The following is a 19,170-nucleotide window of genomic DNA, read 5'->3' as shown; positions in this document are numbered from 1 at the left end:
GTTACCGGTATAAATCCTATGACGGTAACTGAGATTAGTAAAACGATAATGATGGTAACTTCGAGACCAGCGATCCGTGTCCGGGAGGCCTAGCTAATGCATGCCGACGAGTTGAAGCCAGCTCCGCAACCCCTCCAGCTGGTTCAGCAGTTCTTGAACACACGCAGCCTCATGAGGAATTTTGACCTATTGGACACACCATTGAGCTTCACCACGTGGTGTACAGAGACCGCCGGCATATCGCTGAAACGGATGCCGGATGAGCAGGATCTTGAACGCTACAGGTCTCTGCGTGAAGCCTTGCGAAAACTGCTGCTCTCACACATGTCGGGCTCACCGGCGGAGAAAGCTTCGGCCTCCGAAGAGATAAACCGCATTATGGGGCCCGATCTGCTCCAAGCCAGTTTCACTCAGCTGGCGGAGCCCAAAGTCACTGCGCGGCAGGATGGAGACACGAGTTTGGAAGGCCGGCTTATGGAAGCCGCAGTTGATGCCCACTACAGGAAGATATGGCGTCGACTGAAGGTCTGCGCCAACGAAGACTGCAGATGGTCGTTCTTTGACAGATCCAAGAATCGGTCCGCCACATGGTGCGATATGGCTATATGCGGTTCACGGACGAAGATGCGTCTCTACCGGCAGCGCCGCAACACTCGCTAAAGGGCCCGTGACCCTCCTGAGAGCCTCGCGTGGTTTTCGGGTCCCAGCTGAATTCAGAAAACAGGAACTCACGGCAAACTGCCAGTGCCGAGAAGCAGGCCACTACACGTGGCCGTCGTCGCCCTCTTTGGTCACCTTGCCCACATAGGGGTCATACTGAGGTTTCTGGTAGGCAAGTTCTCCGCCCTGCCGACCGCCGAAAGGACGTCCGTGGTCGGCATATTCCTCGCGGAAGAAGACTAACCGCCAGCCGCCTATCTCAATGCGCGAGCCGGATCTTAAGATCACTTGCTCACCGGGAGCCGCGTTTCTGCTGCCCCCACCGTGTCCGATTCGCCGAAGGACGTATTCGTCCATGTTTGTGTGAGTGATGACGGCGTGAGTGGAGTCTAGGCCAGCCAGTGTGAGATCTGCGCCCGCATCGCTGCCGATGATGGTCTGCTGAGGCAGAAGATTGAACTCTGTCCGCTGCCAGGAACCCCCAGAGGCGTCAGCCCGGGTGATGATGAGACGGGGTCGCCCAGACCCAGGAGTGGAATGAGTCGTGGTCACCCGGCGGCGAATTCTCCGATTGAATGTCGGAACAGGTGGCCACGGCGTCAAGGGGACTGTTGAAAGGCCTGCAAGCCCGGTCTGCTCCGGCTTGCCACGGCTCGCAGTGAAAGCTGTCTTCAGCGAACCGAGGCGTATATGCGGTGAACGTGTCAGCCAGCGCTGGAGAGCGGGCGCCTTGACGGCCCCTAGGCTGACAATAGGACCTTCAGGCCCGACTATCGATACAGACAGACCCCGGGCTGCCAAACCCTCAGCGAGCTGAACTGCGCTACGCCGGTCGATGGGCGTTATCTGAGAAACCAGAGAGGAATCATCAGTGCGCACCTCAACATGGGTGCCCGCCGCCTTGATGGAACCGCTGATTGTGCGGCCGCTTTCGTTCCTCTCGCCGATCGGAGTGAACGAAAAGTTGAGATCAATGTCCAGCCGCATGAGTGTGGATTTCCTATCAGCGGTCTCTCAACTAGAGACTTGATCGTCGCTAGTCGTCACCCTGAGGGTTCCATCGAACTTCCACACTGCACGGGGTGCGTCGGGGCCAATGTCGCGCGGCACCTCAACGGTCATGTCCTGAAGTGTGTAGTTCACTGCCGCGCCTCGACCTGTGAGGTAGGACCACATCTCTTGCCCAAGATCGGCCCAGTCGCCGATTTGGTGCGATTCGGATTCATGCTGGCTGGAAGTCTGCGGTGAGTTGCTTTCCGTCATGACTCAATCTCCGTTCACTATCGCGAAACTGCGTGACTTAGCATTTTCAGTGTACAGAGAAATTCGCGTTTGAGGGATCCCCGGTTAGGTAAACCGAAGATGACCCACGCTGAGCTCTGCAGGCTCCCGCAGCTTGTCAGCGGTGTTCCGGTTCCTCGTCATGACGTGCGTCTTCAGCGCAGGCGCTGAGAGGAGTATGCCCGCCGCTCGCCTGATGCAACGAAAGGTAATGCCACTATTGAAATAACATATAATTTCTAGATTCACGGTGATTGCCAGGCAGGAGATTTAGATGGGACTATTAGCTGATATCGAAAGGTTGCTCAGTGGAACTGTCTGAAACGCGCAAGTATCTGAAAGAACTTGAGGTCAATGCCGGTTCCACGGCTGTGCTGATCGCCAATCGCGCCATGCTCCGCGGAGTTGCTGTCTCCGCCGATGACCGTCACAGACTGACTTTGTACCGCGGTAAGCGGCGCATCTGGTTTGATGGCGCTCAGTCGAACATCAATAAAGTTCTGGCTCAGCGCTGCACGCGCTATAAAGATGTCACGGCTCGGCTGCTTAGGAATCATGGCGTCAATGCGCCAGAGAATGCCGTGTTCCGGGAAGATCAAGTCAGTTGCGCGTGGGATTGGGCTGCGCGTGAGCTGCCAGCGGTCGTCAAGCCACCCAATGGGGGAAAAGGGGATCTGGTTTACGTCGGAGTCGCCGACTTTGCAGAATTTGACCGCGCCTTCAGCGCAGTTGCTGAGTCTGCGGGGGAGGTGCTCGTGGAGCGTTTTGTTGCAGGAGAGGAGCACCGAGTTCTTCTCATCTATGGCAAAGTCGCAGCAGCTCAGCGTCGTGTCCCAGCTCACATTATCGGAAATGGCCGGACCGCGATTAATAAACTAATAACTAAAAAGAATAGAAAGAGAAAACGATCGACGAATAAAATTTATGAGCAGTCTCCAATAATTATTGACGATGCCGTTCAGAGAAAAATTGCCTCCCAGGGTATGAACCTGAAGTCTGTTCCCGCTAAGGGCAAGCAGGTCTGGTTGCGCGCGAACTCAAACGTGAGTAGCGGAGGTGAAGCTCATGACGCCACGGATGAGTTGAGTTCCGCGGAGATAGCGATGGCCGAGAATGTTGCTCGCGCCATCCCCGGGCTGCGTGTAGCGGGTCTTGACATGCTGTTGCCCAGGGATGGCAGCGGAAGCGCCCCGCACGTTTTGGAAGTCAACAGCAGCCCGTTGATCACCGGTCATCACTATCCCTGGGCTGGCCCGAGCAGGGACGTCGCGACCACATTGGTGGAAGCGATGTTCCCGGACTGCAAGTCTGCCTCACCAGAACAGAGCAACTAGGCTCTCACGCGGGCGGCCTGCCGAATGCACCAATAGCGCTGCGTCAATGAATTTACGCCTCGGCCAGCGCGTCGGTGATGACGCTCAGGCCCTCCAGGAGCAGGTCATCACTGATCGTGAGCGGTGGAAGTAGGCGAATGACATTGCCATATGTTCCGCAGGTGAGCGTGATGACGCCAGCCTGACGTGCTGAGGCTGCCACAGCGGAGGTCAGTGCAGCGTCAGGTGTTTTTGTCTCAGGGTCAACCAATTCGAAAGCCAGCATGGCACCTCGGCCGCGAATGTCGCCGATTCGAGGATCGTTCTTCTGAGTTTCTTCTAGGCGAGTGCGGACGAGTTCTTCGATTCTTAGGGCCGCGTGGTCCAGTTTCCGCTCTACTATGGTTTCCATAGAGCCCAAAGCTGCTGCGCAGGCGACCGGATTTCCCCCGTATGTGCCGCCGAGTCCACCAGGGTGGGCAGCGTTCATGATATCTGCCCGTCCGGTCACTGCTGAGAGTGGCATTCCGCCGGCGATGCCTTTAGCGGTGGTGATGATATCCGGCTCGATCTCCTCGTATTCTGAGGCAAACCAGCGGCCGGTGCGGGCGAAACCTGTCTGGACTTCATCGGCGATAAAGACGACGCCGTTTTCTCGGCACCACTGAACGATCTCCTTGAGGAATCCTGGAGCAGGAACAATGAATCCTCCTTCCCCCTGGATCGGCTCCATGATGACGGCAGCCAAGTTCTCGGCGCCAATCTGCGTCTGCAGCTGCTCAATTGCGCGCTCTGCTGCTTCGTGGCCACCGAGCTGATCGCGGTATGGATAGGAACCGGCTACCCGGTAAACCTCTGGTGAGAACGGGCCGAAAGAGTGCTTATAGGGCATCGACTTTGCCGTCAGTGACATCGTGAGGGATGTGCGGCCGTGATACGCATGATCAAATGCAGCAACTGCTTGTTTGCCGGTATGGGAGCGTGCGATTTTCACGGCGTTCTCCACCGCTTCGGCACCAGAGTTAAAGAGTGCGGAACGCACAGGGCCTGAAATTGGTGCAATCTCCGCGAGTTTCTCGGCCACGGCCACATAACCTTCGTAGGGAGTCACCATAAAACAGGTATGGGTGAACTCAGCAACCTGATGCTGGACGGCCTCGACAACTTTCGGGGCGCTGGCGCCGACGCTGGTGACAGCGATGCCTGCAGCGAGGTCGATGAGTCGGTTGCCGTCTACATCTTCGACGATGCCGTCTTTAGCCCGAACCGCGAAGGTTGGCATGAGCGCAGAGACGCCACGGGCCACGACGGCCTGCTGACGGTCCATGAGTTGACGAGCCTTCGGGCCGGGAAGTTCGGTCACGAGGTAGCGGGACTGTTCCATGCAGGGGCACTCCTTGGTGCAGATTTGGGTCGTGTGTTGATTCTGATCCTGGGGCACAGCGTCCATGCTGTCGAATGCCTATATTTCACAAGTGGCATGCCTGATGGGCATACGAACGGGTGAGCGTCGCTCATTGGCTTGTTATCTGAAGGCGGGGGTGCCGGTGATCTTGTTGCCAATGATCAGAGTGTGAACCTCGTCGGTGCCTTCGTAGGTCCGCACTGACTCAAGGTTATTGGCGTGACGCAGAGGAGAGTGTTCCATGGTGATGCCATTGCCGCCGAGGATGGAGCGGCAGTCCCGGGCTATCTCAATTGCTTCTCGGCAATTGTTGAGCTTACCCACCGATATTTGGTGTGGTTGGAGGTGACCGGCATCTTTGAGGCGTCCCAGATGCAGAGCGAGCAAAAGGCCCTTGTTGATCTCCAGTGCCATGTTCACGAGCTTTCCCTGCGTGAATTGGTAGCCAGAAAGTGGCTTATCGAATTGGAGGCGCTGCTTCGAGTAATCCAGTGCTACCTGCCAAGCGTCCCGCGCTGCGCCCATCGCGCCCCAGATAATTCCGTAGCGAGCCTCGTTCAGGCATTCGAAGGGACCGCGTAGCCCTTTGGCTTCCGGAAGTCTCGCGTCCGCTGGTAGGCGAACCTCGGTGAGTTCGATATCGCATTGGATGGAGGCGCGCATGGACAGTTTGGGTTCGATCGGCTTGGCTGTGAACCCTTCGCTGTCGGTGGGGACAATGAAGCCTCGGACCCCGTCTTCAGTCTGTGCCCAAATGATGGCGATCTGCGCTACTGAGGCGAGTCCGATCCATCGCTTGGAGCCGTTAAGGACCCAGTCCTCACCGTCACGCCGGGCGAAGGTCGTCATGGCGGACGGGTCCGAACCTGCGCTCGGTTCGGTGAGGCCGAAGCAGCCGATCACCTCGCCGGCGGCCATCTGCGGGAGCCATGTCTGTTTCTGCGCTTCCGACCCGTGTTTGTAGATCGCGCTCATAGCGAGGGAGCCCTGAACAGAGACAAAGGTGCGCAGCCCAGAGTCGCCGGCCTCAAGCTCTGCTGCGGCCAACCCGTAATCTACGGCGCTGCGGCCAGCACAGCCGTACCCTTCCAGATGCATGCCCAGCAAACCCAGTTTCGCCATCTCGGGAACGATTTCCAGGGGGAAGACAGCGTCCTCGTACCAACTGGCGATGTTGGGTTTTATTGCGGTGTCCACGAATGATCGAACCTGTGTTTGGAGTTGCCGCTCTTCTGCGCTGAGGAGAGAGTCAAAACCAATCAAGTCACTGTCAAGCATTTTGAAAGCCTTTCGACGTGCGGGGGGGGGAGTCAGTGAACGAAGGTGGCGCCTTGATGTTCCCCCAGGGCAGGTGGGACGTCGCGATACTGAGGTGCCGCATTCGACAGTCGGATGGGGTTGGCCAACTGTTGGGACTGGCGACCCGTAGCTGGGTCTGTGATGGTGGTGTGAGGCGTCAGCCCTAGAGCGTCAGCCAGCTCGAGAGCCTCGCTGACGCTGTTTACTTTTCCGGCAGGTACACCCTTAGCAAGGAGTTTCTCCTGCCACCGCTGAGCAGTGTCGTTCACTAGCGTGGCTTCGATCATGGTGCGCAAATCACTGCGCGAGGCGACGCGGAGCTCGTTACTGGCGAAACGAGGCTCGTCCAGGAGGTCCTCACGCTCAAGGACTCGGAGGAGATCCGCAAACTGCCGGTCAGTACCCACAGCTAGCGCCAGAGTCCCCTCGGCGGTGCGGAAGGTTTCATAGGGTGAGATGCTCGGGTGCGCATTGCCCAGACGGCGGGGCGATTGGCCGGTAGCCAGGGTCGCGGTGCCTTGGTTGACCAGCGCGGCGACTACGGAGGATAGGAGGTTGACCTGCACCTCTTGGCCGACGCCTGTCGCATCGCGAGCACGGAGCGCGAGAAGAATACCGGCTAAGGCGTTCTGTCCCGTCAGGACATCCACCAAAGCCACACCGACCTTGCTCGGCTCTGAGTCAGCGTCACCGGTGATGCTCATCAGGCCACCAAGCGCCTGCACCAAGAGGTCATAGCCGGGCATGTCCGCGCCGGAGCCGCTACCGAAGCCGGAGATCGAGCAGTACACGATATCGGGGCGAGCCTGAGCCAAAGTCTCATAGTCGAGCCCGAACTTCGCCATGATGCCTGGCCGAAAATTCTCAACCACAACATCACACTCAGCGATCAGATCGCGAGCGTAGGACAGGCCTTCCGGCGTCTTCAGGTTTGCGACGACTGACTTCTTGTTCCGGTTGACGCTGGAGAAGTACGTGCCCGTCCCGTCCGCATCGACCGGCGGCACCCAGGAGCGGGTGTCGTCACCGCTTGGACTTTCAATTTTGATGACCTCAGCGCCGAAGTCCGCCAATTGCATCGTGCACAGAGGACCAGCAAGAACCCGCGAGAAGTCAGCGACCCGGAGGCCCTCCAGCGGTCGCGCACTATCAAGATGCGGCATCGTATGACCTCCTCAGATGTGTCGCATGTTGCATGCAACTGTAACGGGCTGGCTTGCGATTGTAAATGCCGCCTTAGTTGTGGTGCCGGATGCGAAGGGGTGGAGGGGCTCAGAAGTTACTGGCAGTGCTTGCTGAGCTGATCAATCTTGATCAGATAGTCATCTGCTGAAAGCCCGGGTGTGTTAGCGCTGACGCCGGTGATCAGCAGCTTAGCCGTCCTGGTGACGTGTTCTCGCACGGCAAGAGCCACTGCTCGAGAGTCGCGGCGCACCAGCGCCTCCATAATCTCACGCCGGTCATCGGCCAAGTCCTGTCCGCTCCTGGTAGAGGGGATCGTCACAAGTCCTCGTGTTAGCACAAGGTTGCGAAGTTCCCTGTCCAGATCCGTCAGGCGGGCATTACCAGCCAGGCCTAGGAGAAAGAGGTGGAACTCCTTATCTGCCTGAAGCGTTCGCGGGCCGTCCCCAGCTGCGGCGGCTTCAAGGATGTTTCCGTGGAGTTCCTGAATATGGTGAAGGTCTTCGTCGGTGGCGGCCTCTGCGCCTCGAGCGGCCGCCGGTGGTTCCAAGATGATGCGGATTTGAAAGATCTGGACGATTTCATCCAAGGACATTTGGATGACGCGGACCCCTCGGTTTTTCTCGATCCGGACTATGCCTTCTTTTTCCAGCAGCTGGAGGGCCTCGCGGACCGGAGTGCGAGAGACTCCCAGTCTCTGCGAAAGGCTGATCGCGGAATAGTGTTCACCGGGGCGCATTTCCCCGGAGGTAATTGCAGCGCGCAGCATGTCAGTAACCTGGGTCGTTAGGGACGCTCCCGTTGTGACTGGTTGCATGCTACTCATGTGGGAAGTCTACGGGGAGCCTGAGTTGCTCCAGGTGAGGCGGTGGCGTTACAGCCCAATCATTGTGTGTATTATGCGTCACAAGAGGCGAATCGGCCGTCTACGATTCGTGGAACCTTGAGCGTGAAGCTGCTGAGGTGCTCTTGCCTACCCGTTGTATTCGCCGAAGAGTCATCTCCACGTTGCACCCAGAAGGGACCAAGCATGTCTCACATATCGTCAGGGCATACTCCGCCTCAGGAGGGCCGCTTCAAGCGCTCACTCGGCTGGCTGGAAATACTCTTCATCGGATTCGGCGCCATGATCGGCTTCGGCTGGGTCACACTGACCAGTGGGTGGCTCATCGGTGCGGGCACCATGGGCACTGTGGTGGCATTCGTAATTGGTGCTGCCATCATGGCTTTGGTCGGGTTGGTCTATGCCGAGTTGGTTTCAGCGATGCCCCTTGCCGGTGGTGAGCACAACTACCTGCTGCGGGGGCTTGATCCTCGCCTGGCTTTCATCGGCTCATGGGGAATCGTCGGGGGATACATTGCAGTGGTCGCGTTTGAAGCGGTCGCGATCCCCAGGACGATTGCCTACATCATTCCTCAAGTGAATTCGATTCCACTGTGGACTGTCGCTGGGTTCGAAGTGAACTTAGTGTGGGCGCTCATCGGCGTCGTCACCGGAATCCTGCTCACAGCCCTGAACATCAAGGGAATCAAGCAGGCCAGCTTCTTCCAGACATCAGTTGTCATCTTCGTCGTGACTATGGCCGTGGCGCTCATTGTGATGGCGTTCATCAATGGTGAGCCCCAGCACGCGGAGCCGCTGTTTACGGGCGGCACTGCAGGAATCATCGCGGTGCTGGTCGTGGTGCCCTTCCTCTTCGTCGGCTTCGACGTCATCCCGCAGTCAGCCGAAGAGGTCAAAGTGTCTCCACGAAAGATCGGCATACTCGTGGTCTTCTCCGTCTGTATCGCTGCAGCGTTCTACATTGCGATTGTGCTCACTACTTCTGTGGCCCTGCCGGCATCAGAAATGGGTGACTTCGATTTGGCGACCGCTGATGCCATGGGCGCATTGGCCGGCAATGAGTTCTGGAGCAACGTGGTGGTTGCTGGAGGCCTGGCGGGGCTGTTGACCTCATGGAATGCCTTCATCATCGGGGCCTCACGTCTTATCTGGGCGATGGCCAACTCCGGGATGCTGCCACGCTGGTTCGCGAAACTTCACCCCAAGCACAGGACGCCCATCAATGCCCTGCTTTTCATCGGCGGGATTTCCGTGGTCGCACCGTTCTTTGGGGAAGTCATGATGGTCTGGCTGGTGGATTCCGGCTCTCCATCAATCGTCATCACCTACATCTTGGTCTCGGTGGTCTTCCTGGTTCTGCGCCGGCGCGAACCGGATATGCCCCGGCCCATGCGGGTCGGCGGGCAGGCCGGAAATATCGGCGGCACCGTCGTCGGGGTTCTAGCTCTGGTGACCACTGCCGCCATGTTCCTGCTGTACCTACCCGGTATGCCTGCCGGCCTGACTTTCCAGCCCTACATCATGTTTGGAGCCTGGTGGCTGCTGGGCCTGATCTTCGTGCTGCGTATCCCAGGGGGAATCAAGCCCGGCCCCCAAGCCGAGCATGATTTGCTGACAAAGCTTGCCTCCCAGAAACGCGCACCGAAGCCCGTCAAGGACTAACCTGCATCTCTGGCATCTGGTCCGACCCATCACCCTCGACCTGGCCCGAAGCTCACGGCTCCTGCCCCGGAATGAGGCGCACTTGCAGGCGCGCTGGATACGATGAGGATATGAGTACGAGTTTCGACTCGGTCGCCGGCATCGGGCGACCCGCCCGTGATGCCTTACAGCATGCCGGGTACTCCAATCTGGAGTCTCTCCACGGGGTCGAATACGCTACGCTCGCCTCACTCCACGGCCTCGGGAGGCGCAGCCTGGAACGCCTGCAGGCGGCTCTTGTGGAACGCGGCTTGGGACTAGCTGGCCATGTGCCGGAGCCCGAAGCGCGCCGCTCTGTGATCACCGAAGGTCACACCGGAAAGAACGCGATAGACCTCAAGACGGTCCCTACTGACCAAACACCGAGTGACTTTGTTGAAGGGCTCGACACTGCGCGCCGTGTCTTACACGGTAGATTGCTGTTGGAAATCTTCACACGCGTCACCGGGGAGCAACCCGTGATGTGGGGGCCCACCATGATCGGCTATGGACAGGCCCACTACCGCTATGCGACCGGCCGGGAGGGCGACACATTCCGGCTCGGATTCTCACCCCGAAAATCGAAGATCTCGCTATACGGCCTCACAGAGTCACCGCGCTCAGCAGAACTCTTAGCTCGGCTCGGTAAGCACAGCACCGGCGCAGCGTGTCTTTACATCAACACTCCGGAAGACATCGACCTCGCAGTTTTGGAAGAGATGATCCGAGATGCCTGGGAGTCTGATCTGACGTCCCACTGCTGAGGCTCCCGAGATCGGCGCACCTTGTGCTGCACATATAGTACAAAACTTGTACCATGTGTGCAGCACATAGGTTAACTGGTGTCGGCTACATGCGGGAAGTGGGGAATCGGACATGTTCGTGTTGGCAATGCTCTATGAGGTGCTTCCCGTCGTTGCGGCTCTGGCCGTCGTGGCCGTTTTAGCGGTGCCCATCTGGCGCGAGAAGCTGCCTCTTCCACCCCGGCTAGATGCCTCGTCTCGACCTGACGCCGTGATGCGGTCGACCCTGGCGTCTGGGGCTGCGTTCCTTGTCCTGTTCGCCGTGACGGTGAGTGTCATGCGTTTCCGCCGCATGAGGCTCGGAGGCGAAGACTTCGCCTGGTGGAGGTACTCGATTCCGCTGCTCGCAGCATGTTTGGTCTTGCTCGCTGTCGCAGTGCTCTTGGCCAGTTACCGCCGTCAGCCGGCTGAGCCGGTTGCGCCTACGCATCCCCGCACGTGGCGGTCCTTCACCGGTTCTTCCCAGTTGTGGTTGCTTGGGTCCTGCGCGCTCGCCTTGATCCTGTTCGTCGCATTCGCCGGATCTGCCTCAAGCCCAGATGAGGAGGGTCGTTATCGGCTGCTGGTGATCGACACCGGAGCCACAGGCGGAATGGTGGCTGACTTCTTCGGCTGGGCGTATGGTCTGCCCGCCGCCGCAGCGGCGCTCCTGCTTCTCGTGCTGACGGTTCTTGTCCTTCACCTCAATGCGGTACGTCCGTTTCTTGCCCCGAGTAGCGTCAGGGGTGAGGAAGCGTCGCGATCAGCGCTTTCATCCATGGTGGTCTGCCTAGGCGCCGGCGCAGTTCTCCTTACTCTTGCACGCGCCCTCAACACAGCCGCGGGCGCAGCAGGAGTGTCACTCGCTTCAGAGGGCTACTCGTTTGACACCACATTGGCGGCAGCTTCCCCCTGGCTTTTGGGCATGTCATACCTCGTGCAGTTCTTTGGGCTCTCCTTGTTGATGATAGTTGTCGCGATTGCGGCCCTACGGCCCCAGCCCCAGGCGGCGACGGTTCATGACTGAGTATTCAGCCGAACGCATCACCGCTCATTTCAGAGGGCTGATCCTGTCTGGTCGGATGGGTGCAGGGGACAGGCTGCCGACCGTGCGGCAAACCGCGCGGGATCTCGGCGTCGCTGTGGCGACTGCCGCCAAGGCGTACCGCGCGCTGGAGTCCAGCGGGTTCGTGGTGACGAAGGGTGCTGCCGGGACCCGGGTCGCCGATCAGCCATCGGTTCTCCCCGGCGTGGTGCTTGGCCATGTCAGAGATGCTGTGGCGGAGGCCCGACTATCGGGCATCAGCGAGCCAGACCTCCTCAGCGCAGTCCAGGCTGTGTGGCGTGACGCAACATGATTGGCTGCGCTGAGGAGTCAGCTGGGGCGTTCAGCCTTTGCGGAACTCGTCAGCGATCGACAAAACCTCGTCGATCACATCGAGGCCAAACCGGACGTCGTCGTCGGCCACGTTCAGCGGTGGGCAGATGTGGATCCGGTTCATGTTGATGAACGGCAATACGCCCTTCGCCTTGCATGCCGCCACGAGCTCCGGCATCACCGCGGGAGTCTGACCATAAGGTGCCAGAGGCTCGCGGCTTTCCTGATCCCGGACCAGCTCAATAGCCCAGAAGACTCCAGCTCCGCGAACGTCGCCGACCACGGGATGGTTTCTCTTGATCTCTTCGAGCCTCGGTCCAATGACCTCCGAACCCACCCGAGCGGCGTTCTCGACCATCCCCTCATCCCGCATGGCGTTAATAGCGGCTACCGCTGCGGCCATGGCGAGGGGATGCCCCGAGTAGGTCAGTCCTCCTGGGTACATCCGATTGGCGAAGCTGCTGTAGATGGAGTCGTCCATCGCGACGCCGCCCATCGGCACATATCCGGAATTCACACCTTTGGCGAACGTGACAATATCTGGCTCAACGGCAAAATGCTCGTGCGCGAACCACTTACCAGAGCGACCGAAACCAGCCATCACTTCATCAAAGATCATGACGATGCCGAACTCATCACAGAGCGCTCGCGCGCCTTCGATGTAGCCAGCTGGGGGAATGTAGATTCCGGCAGTTCCAGGGATAGCTTCCAGGATGAGAGCAGCCACCTGCGATGGGCCTTCCAACACAAGCGTGTCCCGCAGATGAGCCAGGGCTCGCTCGGCTTCCTGTTCCTCGGTCCATTCTTCTGCAGACTCGGGCCGGAAATGCGAACCGTAGGTGAAGGCGGGCAGGAAGCGGACCACGCCAGCGTCGTCGTCACTGGGGATCCTGCGGGGGTCGCCGGTGAGATTCACCGCAAGATGAGTCCCACCATGGTAGGAGCGGTAGGCCGAAAGCACCTTTCGGCGCCCGGTGTGCAGCCTGGCCATACGCACAGCATGCTCATTAGCATCAGCACCACCGTTGGTGAAAAAGACATGGTTGATGTCTTCCGGCAGGAGCTCGGTGATGAGTCGCGCAGCCTCGGAGCGGGCGTCGTTGACGTGTTGCGGAGCAACAGTGCACAGCTTCTCGGCCTGATTCTTAATGGCCTCGATGATCTTGGGGTGTTTGTGCCCGGCGTTGGTGTAGATGAGTTGCGAGGTGAAGTCGAGTAGACGATTACCCTCGCCATCCCAAATCCACGAACCTTCAGCATCAATGACGTTCATGGGCTGCAATTGCTCTTGGGCAGACCACGAGTGAAAAACATGCTTACGGTCTAGCTCATAGGCGGTGTGCCCTGCCTCTATGTCGGCAGGACTGATGCGGTCCACCTCGGCAGAGGCCAGGGTGCTGCTGTTGCTGTTCATGAGTCTCGTGTTCTCCTTTGATGCCGATCAGTCGTTCTGCGGGAATCCAAGTTGCATTCCGTCCTCGGCTGGGTCACCCCACCGAGCTGTCACGACCTTGCCGCGGGTGTAGAAGTGCACACCTTCGGCACCGTGTGCGTGACTATCGCCGAACAGGGAGTTCTTCCAGCCGCCAAAGGAGTAGTAGGCCATAGGGACCGGGATCGGCACATTGATGCCGATCATACCTACCGTGACTTCCATTTCGAAGCGACGTGCGGCGGCACCGTCACGGGTGAAAATGGCGGTTCCATTGCCATACGGGTTCGAGTTGATGAGGTCCAGAGCCTCATTGTAAGTCTCCACCCGAACGACGGAGAGTACCGGACCGAAGATCTCGTCCTGGTAAGACTTCATCTGCGGACCAACATTGTCTATCAGGGTCGGGCCAAGATAAGCGCCTTCGGGCTTCTCCGACTCTGCCCACCTGCGACCATCCACCACCAGGGACGCGCCTTCTGCTTCGGCGCCATCAACGTAGCTGCGTACCTTATCCCGGTGAGCGCGGTTGATCAGAGGTCCGAGATCTGGATCCTCACCGTCGAGACGCAGACCACGAGTGCGCTCAGCGATCTTTTCCACCAGCTGGTCAGCAATGTCTCCGACGGCCACGACCACGGAGATCGCCATGCAGCGTTCACCAGCGGAACCGTAACCCGCGGAAACCGCGCTGTCTGCGGCCCGGTCCAGGTTGGCATCGGGAAGGACCATCATGTGGTTCTTTGCCCCGCCGAGTGCTTGCACGCGCTTGCCAGCTGCGGTGCCATTCTCATAGACGTACTTCGCGACAGGGGTGGAGCCGACAAATGACACCGCTTCAATATCGGGATGATTGAGCAGACCGTCAACGGCAGCTTTGTCCCCGTGCAGGACGTTGACGACACCGTCTGGCAGGCCCGCCTCTTTCCAGAGTTCAGCCTGCCAGTTCACGGCGCTGGGATCCTTCTCGCTGGGCTTGAGCACAACTGTGTTGCCGGTGGCCACCGCGATCGGGGTAAACCACATGGGAACCATGGCGGGGAAGTTGAAGGGAGTGATGATAGCTACGGGGCCCAGAGGGTGCCGTGCAGAATGGACATCCACATCCGTGGAGGCGTTGACTGTCTGGGAACCCTTCAACAGGTGGGGGATTCCGCAGGCGAATTCGACGACTTCCAGACCTCGTTGGACCTCACCGAGAGCATCTGAGAACACCTTGCCGTGCTCACGAGAAATAATCTGGGCGAGCTCACCCTTTCGGGCGTTGAGCAACTCGCGGTAGCGGAAGACGATCTGTGTGCGTTTGGACAGCGAGATGCTGCCCCAGGAAGCGAAGGCATCCTTGGCGGTCGAGACGGCGTGGTCAACAGTTTCCTGTGAGGCCAGCGGTATTTCGGTGATGAGTTCGCCAGTGGCAGGGGACTCCACGGCGGTGGTGGTTTCGGCGCCCGGGGTGACCGTGCGCCCGCCAATCCAGTGTCCTGTGGCGGCGGTAGATAACGTCCGGGGTGTAGAAGAAGTCTCAGTCATACGGCAATTGTGGCTGCTGGGGCCATCCATGGGAGGACTCAGAGTGTCAGAATCGGGACCAAAGATACTGACACTCTGTAAACCGCGCGGGTGATAAGGAGAGCCAGGGGGCATTAGGCTGGACAGTATGTATGGACGCGGCGGGACCCTGACACTCGCCGAAGTGCTGGACTTGGAGCCTGTGGCGTTCGGACAACCCCGGCTCCTCAGTGGAGTGGCTGACGACAGTCGCACGGTCCGCTGGGCCCATGTCATCGGACAGGACCGCCCCGGGCATCTGCTGGAGGGTCGAGAGCTCATACTCTCCACGCTGCCGCGGTTGGCCGAGGATCGTCCAGATCTCGAAGATGCTCTCACTCAGTATTTGAGCGACCTGGACGACGTTGGCGCTGCCGCACTCGCAGTGGAAGTCCTCCCCGATCGGCCGCGAGTGCTTGGTGCACTGGAAGCGGCAGCCCGACGAAGAGATGCCCGGCCGGATGCGGCGGAGCTGACGCCCCTGCTGCTCTTCTCCCGCGTGGTGCGATTCCAGCAGATCACCGAGGCGCTGCATCGAGAACTTGTCGCCCAAGAACTCGAGGCGGACGGTTTCGAACCCGAAGGGGCCCCGATCTGGGACCCGCTGGTCAGCGCTGCGACGAATCTCTTCGATGACTTAGCTGCGCCAGGTGGATTGCCGGTTAAAGATATGGAAGACCGAGTAGCGGCACTCGGTATGCCGCGAGCGGCCCGCTATGTCCCACTCGTGGTCCGGCTCAAGGGTGGGGCGAAGGAGACCAGTTCGCACCGGGTAGCACAGCTAGCGTTGTGCGCCCGCCAGGCAGCGGCTCAAATGCGCCGACCCGCCCTAGTGGGAGCCGGTAAGGAGGCAGAGTTCTGCGTCATGCTCGCGGTCGAAGAACCCTCAGCGACCTTCGCTGACGCCGGGCGCCGAGCCGTTGAGACTTTCTGTGCAGCATTGCGCGAAGACGCCAATCGACGGCGCACCTACGACCTCGTTCCTCGATACCTGGTGGGGGTTGGCGAGCAGATGGTCCCGATGGGAGAGGCCCCTGAGGCTCTGGCGGATGTCTCCGGAATCGCACGCTCGGCGTTGCGTGTCATTGAGAGCAGTTCGCGGGCCGAGGAAGGACTGGCCGACCCTGCCGCGAAGGAATGGTGGGGCGCAAGTGACCTTGGCCTGGCAGGTTTGCTGGTCCACACAGCGGAACAGCCCGAGGCTGAGTGGTTTGCCCGCCGCTACCTTCCTGTTTTTGCCGGGGATGACGGCCAGCAACTGCGCGAGGTCGTGCGCGCTGCTGCTCGCACACGGGGCAATAAGGCTGAGTTGGCCCGCGAACTGGGGCTTTCGCGACCAACTCTCTATTCACGGATCGGTCGTATTGAGCGTCTGACCGGGCGGCCGTTCGACGGCGAGCAGCTCATGCTGCTCTACACGGCTCTGCTTCTTGACGATTTGAAACCCCGCGGACAGGATTCCCAACCAACCTAAGCGAGGTTTACACTGTGTCAAATTTTAGGCGGAACTACTTGACACATTGAGTGGCGCAGCACACGGCGTCTGCAGGAAGGATGGGAACCTGCCATGTTCCACGGGGACAGCACTCCGTTCTACCCGAGGAGAAGTGAATGACCACCAATACTGCGGCTGCGATCAGCCCTGAAGAGTTCCTCGCTGACTTTCACCACACCACTCTATACGGCAAAACTGAGGCCAATGGGATCGACCGCCAGGCTGCCACGGCTGAACATGGCCAGGTGCGCGACTGGTTCCAAGCCCGTGCAGAAGAGTTGGGCTTCGACGTCTCTACGGACCCGATCGGAAACATCTTCGCCACCAAGACATGGACTCCGGGTAAGCCCTATGTCCTGGTCGGTTCCCACCTCGACAGCCAGCCTCTCGGCGGTCGCTTCGACGGTACATACGGCGTTATTGCCGGATTGCATGCCGCCGCAGCATTGAACTCTCAGGTCAAGGAAGGTGTCGTCGAACCCCAGTTCAACATCGCCGTCGTTGACTGGTTCAATGAGGAAGGCTCGCGTTTCACCCCATCACTTATGGGAAGTTCCGTCTTTGCTGGTCTGCAAGACCTAGAAACCACCCTGGACTCCACAGACCCCGAAGGCATCACCGTGCGTGAGGCTCTGAAATCCACTGGGCGGTTGGGCGAACCGATCGATTTCGAGATCGCCGGCAACGTCGAAGTGCACATTGAACAGGGGCGTCGGCTCGAACGCGCCGGAGTCCCCATCGGAGTCGTTGAGCGCAGCTGGTTTACACAGAAGCTCTTGGTCACGGTCATTGGTGAACAGTCACATACCGGCGCCACACTCTTGGCCGATCGGCGCGATGCGCTGATCGCCGCCTCCAAAGCAGTGATCGCCGTAGAAGAAACTGTCTATGAGATGGACCCCGAGACAGTAGTCACCTCCGTTGGCACGTTCAACGTCGAGCCCAACTCGCCGATCGTAGTGCCCCGTCAGGTCGACATGGTGGTTGACATTCGTGCCGACCAGGACGACGACGTCGCCAAGGCGCGCGCTATCATCCTGGAGAAGTTCGCTGCGATCGCCCAGGAGCGCAACGTTGAGATCCGCGCAGATGACTACGATGTCCGGCCGGTTTCCCGTTTCCCAGAGGAAAGCGTGGAGCTGGCACATAAAGCCGCACGCGACGAGGGTCATGAGTCCATGACCTTAAGTACGCTCGCCGGGCACGACGCGGTGGCCATGAACCGGGTGACGCCCGCTGTGCTGATCTTCGTCCCAAGTGAGAACGGCATTTCACACAGTGAGCGCGAATTCACCCGCGACGAAGACCTAGTGGAAGGCGTCAAGGTCATTGCAGGGATCATCACTCGCCTCGTCCAGGGCGAGCTCAAGGATGTCTCCCCGGGCGGCGCCCAGTGACCTCCGCTGAGGAATTGGCGTTCAAGCCGGCCGCAGAAGTCCTCGAGCTGTATCGCCGTCGGGAACTCGCCCCGAGCGAGTACCTCCAGGCACTGTTCGTGAGGATTGACGACGACGCGAACCACTCCGAGCCCATCAACGGCTTCAGCGAGCTGCTGCGTGAAGAGGCCCTGGCCGAGGCAAAACAGGCGGACGAAGCCTTCGCAACTGGCCAGCTGCGAGGTGATCAGCCTCTGCTTGGCCTGCCAGTGGCAGTCAAGGAGAAGCACGCCATCGCAGGCCGCACTTTCACACAGGGAATGCGAGCCCACGCTAACCACGTTGCCACCGCAGATCACCCGATCGTGAGACGAATCCGGTCTGCCGGTGCGTTGATCCACGGCCGCACCACTTCCTCAGAGTTCTCCTGCGCGACCTTCACCCACACGTCTCTGTGGGGTGTCACGCGCAACCCGTGGGACCGGCAGCTGACCCCTGGCGGTTCGTCGGGCGGGGCCGGGGCGGTGTTAGCTGCGGGATTCGCCCCATTGGCGACTGCTTCTGACATCGCAGGGTCCACCCGCATACCTGCGGGCTTCACGGGAACTGTTGGCTATAAAGGGCCCTACGGAACTGTTCCCGGCGCTGGTCCCTTGGCGGCGGACTGGTACCGCGGGGACGGAGCGATGGCGCGCACCGTGGAAGACACCGCGCTGCTGACCAATGTCATCCGCGGAGTCGACCCTGGAGATCATGGCAGCGTACCCTCCGCCGCAGCGCATCCTCAGGCCCGCTCGCAGGCTGTGGAATCACTTGCTGGGCGCCGACTGGTCTACGCACCAACCCTCGGCGACTACCCGGTTCAGCGAAAAGTCCGAGCTCAGGTTGATGCGGCCGTGGAACGCTTCGAAGCAGCAGGCGCCACCGTCGAGATCGTTGAGCTCCCCTGGACGACGGCCCACATCCGTGAAACGACGATGGCGCACTTTGGGCACATTCTTGCCGAAGGCATGCGCCGAGCGCTCGCCGGCTATGAAGAGACAGCTGAGGACTACACACGGAGATTCATAGAGGTCGCCACCCAGTACTCCCGCAGAATCAGCCTCTTCGAAACTCTTGAAGCGGAGCAGCAGATCCAGGCTGATGTCCTCGATGCCATTGGGGATGCCGACGCGCTGATAAGCCCAGTCTCCGCCATTCGCGGCCTCCAGGCGGATGGACGCTACCTCGAAGGCATCACCGTCGACGACCAGCCTGACGGTGGCACTGTTGTACTCGAGCACTACTGGGAAGCACATATGACCGTGCCGTTCAATGTCGCGAACCGTTGCCCGGTACTTGCTGTGCCGGCCGGTATGGACGACGGCTTCCCTATCGGGATGCAGATCGTGGGACGGCCGTTTGATGAGTCCACCGTCTTCGAGATAGCCCAGGCCTGGCAGGAGATTTCCCCTTTGCCGACGCTCACCGATTTGTCCTGAAAACCTCAATGCAC

At 59.7% G+C, this 19,170-nt stretch carries 17 protein-coding genes; 9 read left to right on the top strand and 8 right to left on the bottom strand.

Going from position 1 to position 19,170, the window contains the following annotated elements; translation table 11 throughout:
* Nucleotides 1-96: 96 nt before the first annotated feature.
* Nucleotides 97-660 carry a CGNR zinc finger domain-containing protein gene (locus tag FH975_RS12185; RefSeq protein ID WP_268896735.1) on the top strand — a complete coding sequence of 188 codons (564 nt, stop codon included), beginning with the start codon at nt 97-99 and terminating at the stop codon, nt 658-660.
* Nucleotides 661-762: 102 nt separating this feature from the next.
* Here the strand turns inward: FH975_RS12185 and FH975_RS12180 are convergent, their stop codons facing one another.
* Both FH975_RS12180 and FH975_RS12175 read right to left on the bottom strand, forming a co-directional pair.
* Nucleotides 763-1,647, bottom strand: coding sequence for an FHA domain-containing protein (locus FH975_RS12180; RefSeq protein ID WP_162321576.1), 885 nt, complete (start codon nt 1,645-1,647; stop codon nt 763-765).
* 27 nt (nt 1,648-1,674) lie between these two features.
* The gene (locus FH975_RS12175) at nt 1,675-1,923 is read right to left on the bottom strand and encodes a hypothetical protein (protein ID WP_162321575.1); all 249 of its coding nucleotides are present in this window, start codon (nt 1,921-1,923) and stop codon (nt 1,675-1,677) included.
* A 326-nt stretch (nt 1,924-2,249) separates the two neighbouring features.
* On the opposite strand from FH975_RS12175, the gene FH975_RS12170 reads away from it, so the two are divergent.
* Entirely contained in the window at nt 2,250-3,275 is a 1,026-nt protein-coding gene (locus FH975_RS12170) for an ATP-grasp domain-containing protein (RefSeq protein ID WP_162321574.1), read from the top strand.
* Nucleotides 3,276-3,327: 52 nt separating this feature from the next.
* Here the strand turns inward: FH975_RS12170 and gabT are convergent, their stop codons facing one another.
* From gabT to FH975_RS12150, 4 genes are all read right to left on the bottom strand, one after another.
* Nucleotides 3,328-4,638, bottom strand: a complete 1,311-nt coding sequence (gene gabT, locus FH975_RS12165) for a 4-aminobutyrate--2-oxoglutarate transaminase (RefSeq protein ID WP_162321573.1) — start codon at nt 4,636-4,638, stop codon at nt 3,328-3,330.
* A 141-nt stretch (nt 4,639-4,779) separates the two neighbouring features.
* Nucleotides 4,780-5,937, bottom strand: coding sequence for an acyl-CoA dehydrogenase family protein (locus tag FH975_RS12160; RefSeq protein ID WP_162321572.1), 1,158 nt, complete (start codon nt 5,935-5,937; stop codon nt 4,780-4,782).
* A gap of 32 nt (nt 5,938-5,969) precedes the next feature.
* Complete coding sequence (locus tag FH975_RS12155) at nt 5,970-7,121, bottom strand: CaiB/BaiF CoA transferase family protein (RefSeq protein ID WP_162321571.1); 1,152 nt, start codon at nt 7,119-7,121, stop codon at nt 5,970-5,972.
* A gap of 116 nt (nt 7,122-7,237) precedes the next feature.
* Nucleotides 7,238-7,966, bottom strand: a complete 729-nt coding sequence (locus FH975_RS12150; protein WP_162321570.1) for a GntR family transcriptional regulator — start codon at nt 7,964-7,966, stop codon at nt 7,238-7,240.
* Between the two features lie 204 nt (nt 7,967-8,170).
* Here FH975_RS12150 and FH975_RS12145 point away from each other — a divergent pair, with 204 nt between their 5' ends.
* The 4 genes from FH975_RS12145 to FH975_RS12130 all read left to right on the top strand — a co-directional run bounded on the left by FH975_RS12145 (nt 8,171) and on the right by FH975_RS12130 (nt 11,804).
* Nucleotides 8,171-9,646: an APC family permease gene (locus FH975_RS12145; protein WP_162321569.1), complete on the top strand. Its 1,476-nt coding sequence runs from the start codon at nt 8,171-8,173 to the stop codon at nt 9,644-9,646.
* Between the two features lie 110 nt (nt 9,647-9,756).
* Complete coding sequence (locus FH975_RS12140) at nt 9,757-10,428, top strand: DUF1801 domain-containing protein (protein ID WP_162321568.1); 672 nt, start codon at nt 9,757-9,759, stop codon at nt 10,426-10,428.
* Between the two features lie 112 nt (nt 10,429-10,540).
* The gene (locus tag FH975_RS12135) at nt 10,541-11,473 is read left to right on the top strand and encodes a hypothetical protein (protein ID WP_162321567.1); all 933 of its coding nucleotides are present in this window, start codon (nt 10,541-10,543) and stop codon (nt 11,471-11,473) included.
* Nucleotides 11,466-11,804: a GntR family transcriptional regulator gene (locus FH975_RS12130; protein WP_162321566.1), complete on the top strand. Its 339-nt coding sequence runs from the start codon at nt 11,466-11,468 to the stop codon at nt 11,802-11,804. Before FH975_RS12135 ends, FH975_RS12130 begins: the two co-directional genes overlap by 8 nt.
* Before the next feature lie 30 nt (nt 11,805-11,834).
* Here the strand turns inward: FH975_RS12130 and FH975_RS12125 are convergent, their stop codons facing one another.
* Both FH975_RS12125 and FH975_RS12120 read right to left on the bottom strand, forming a co-directional pair.
* The gene (locus tag FH975_RS12125; protein ID WP_162321565.1) at nt 11,835-13,238 is read right to left on the bottom strand and encodes an aspartate aminotransferase family protein; all 1,404 of its coding nucleotides are present in this window, start codon (nt 13,236-13,238) and stop codon (nt 11,835-11,837) included.
* Nucleotides 13,239-13,265: 27 nt separating this feature from the next.
* On the bottom strand, nt 13,266-14,786 hold the full coding sequence (locus tag FH975_RS12120; RefSeq protein ID WP_162321564.1) for a CoA-acylating methylmalonate-semialdehyde dehydrogenase: 1,521 nt from the start codon (nt 14,784-14,786) through the stop codon (nt 13,266-13,268).
* A gap of 127 nt (nt 14,787-14,913) precedes the next feature.
* Between FH975_RS12120 and FH975_RS12115 the strand changes: the two genes are divergently transcribed.
* From FH975_RS12115 to FH975_RS12105, 3 genes are all read left to right on the top strand, one after another.
* Nucleotides 14,914-16,278 carry a helix-turn-helix domain-containing protein gene (locus tag FH975_RS12115; protein WP_162321563.1) on the top strand — a complete coding sequence of 455 codons (1,365 nt, stop codon included), beginning with the start codon at nt 14,914-14,916 and terminating at the stop codon, nt 16,276-16,278.
* A gap of 137 nt (nt 16,279-16,415) precedes the next feature.
* Complete coding sequence (locus tag FH975_RS12110) at nt 16,416-17,696, top strand: M20 family metallo-hydrolase (RefSeq protein ID WP_162321562.1); 1,281 nt, start codon at nt 16,416-16,418, stop codon at nt 17,694-17,696.
* A complete protein-coding gene (locus tag FH975_RS12105) occupies nt 17,693-19,156 on the top strand; it encodes an amidase (RefSeq protein ID WP_162321561.1) in 1,464 nt (487 codons plus the stop codon). Before FH975_RS12110 ends, FH975_RS12105 begins: the two co-directional genes overlap by 4 nt.
* Nucleotides 19,157-19,170 lie beyond the last annotated feature (14 nt).

It is taken from the genome of Nesterenkonia haasae, from assembly GCF_010119385.1.
GTDB lineage: Bacteria > Actinomycetota > Actinomycetes > Actinomycetales > Micrococcaceae > Nesterenkonia > Nesterenkonia haasae.
Note: the sequence above shows the minus strand (reverse complement) of the source record. Positions and strands in the feature narration are given on the sequence as shown.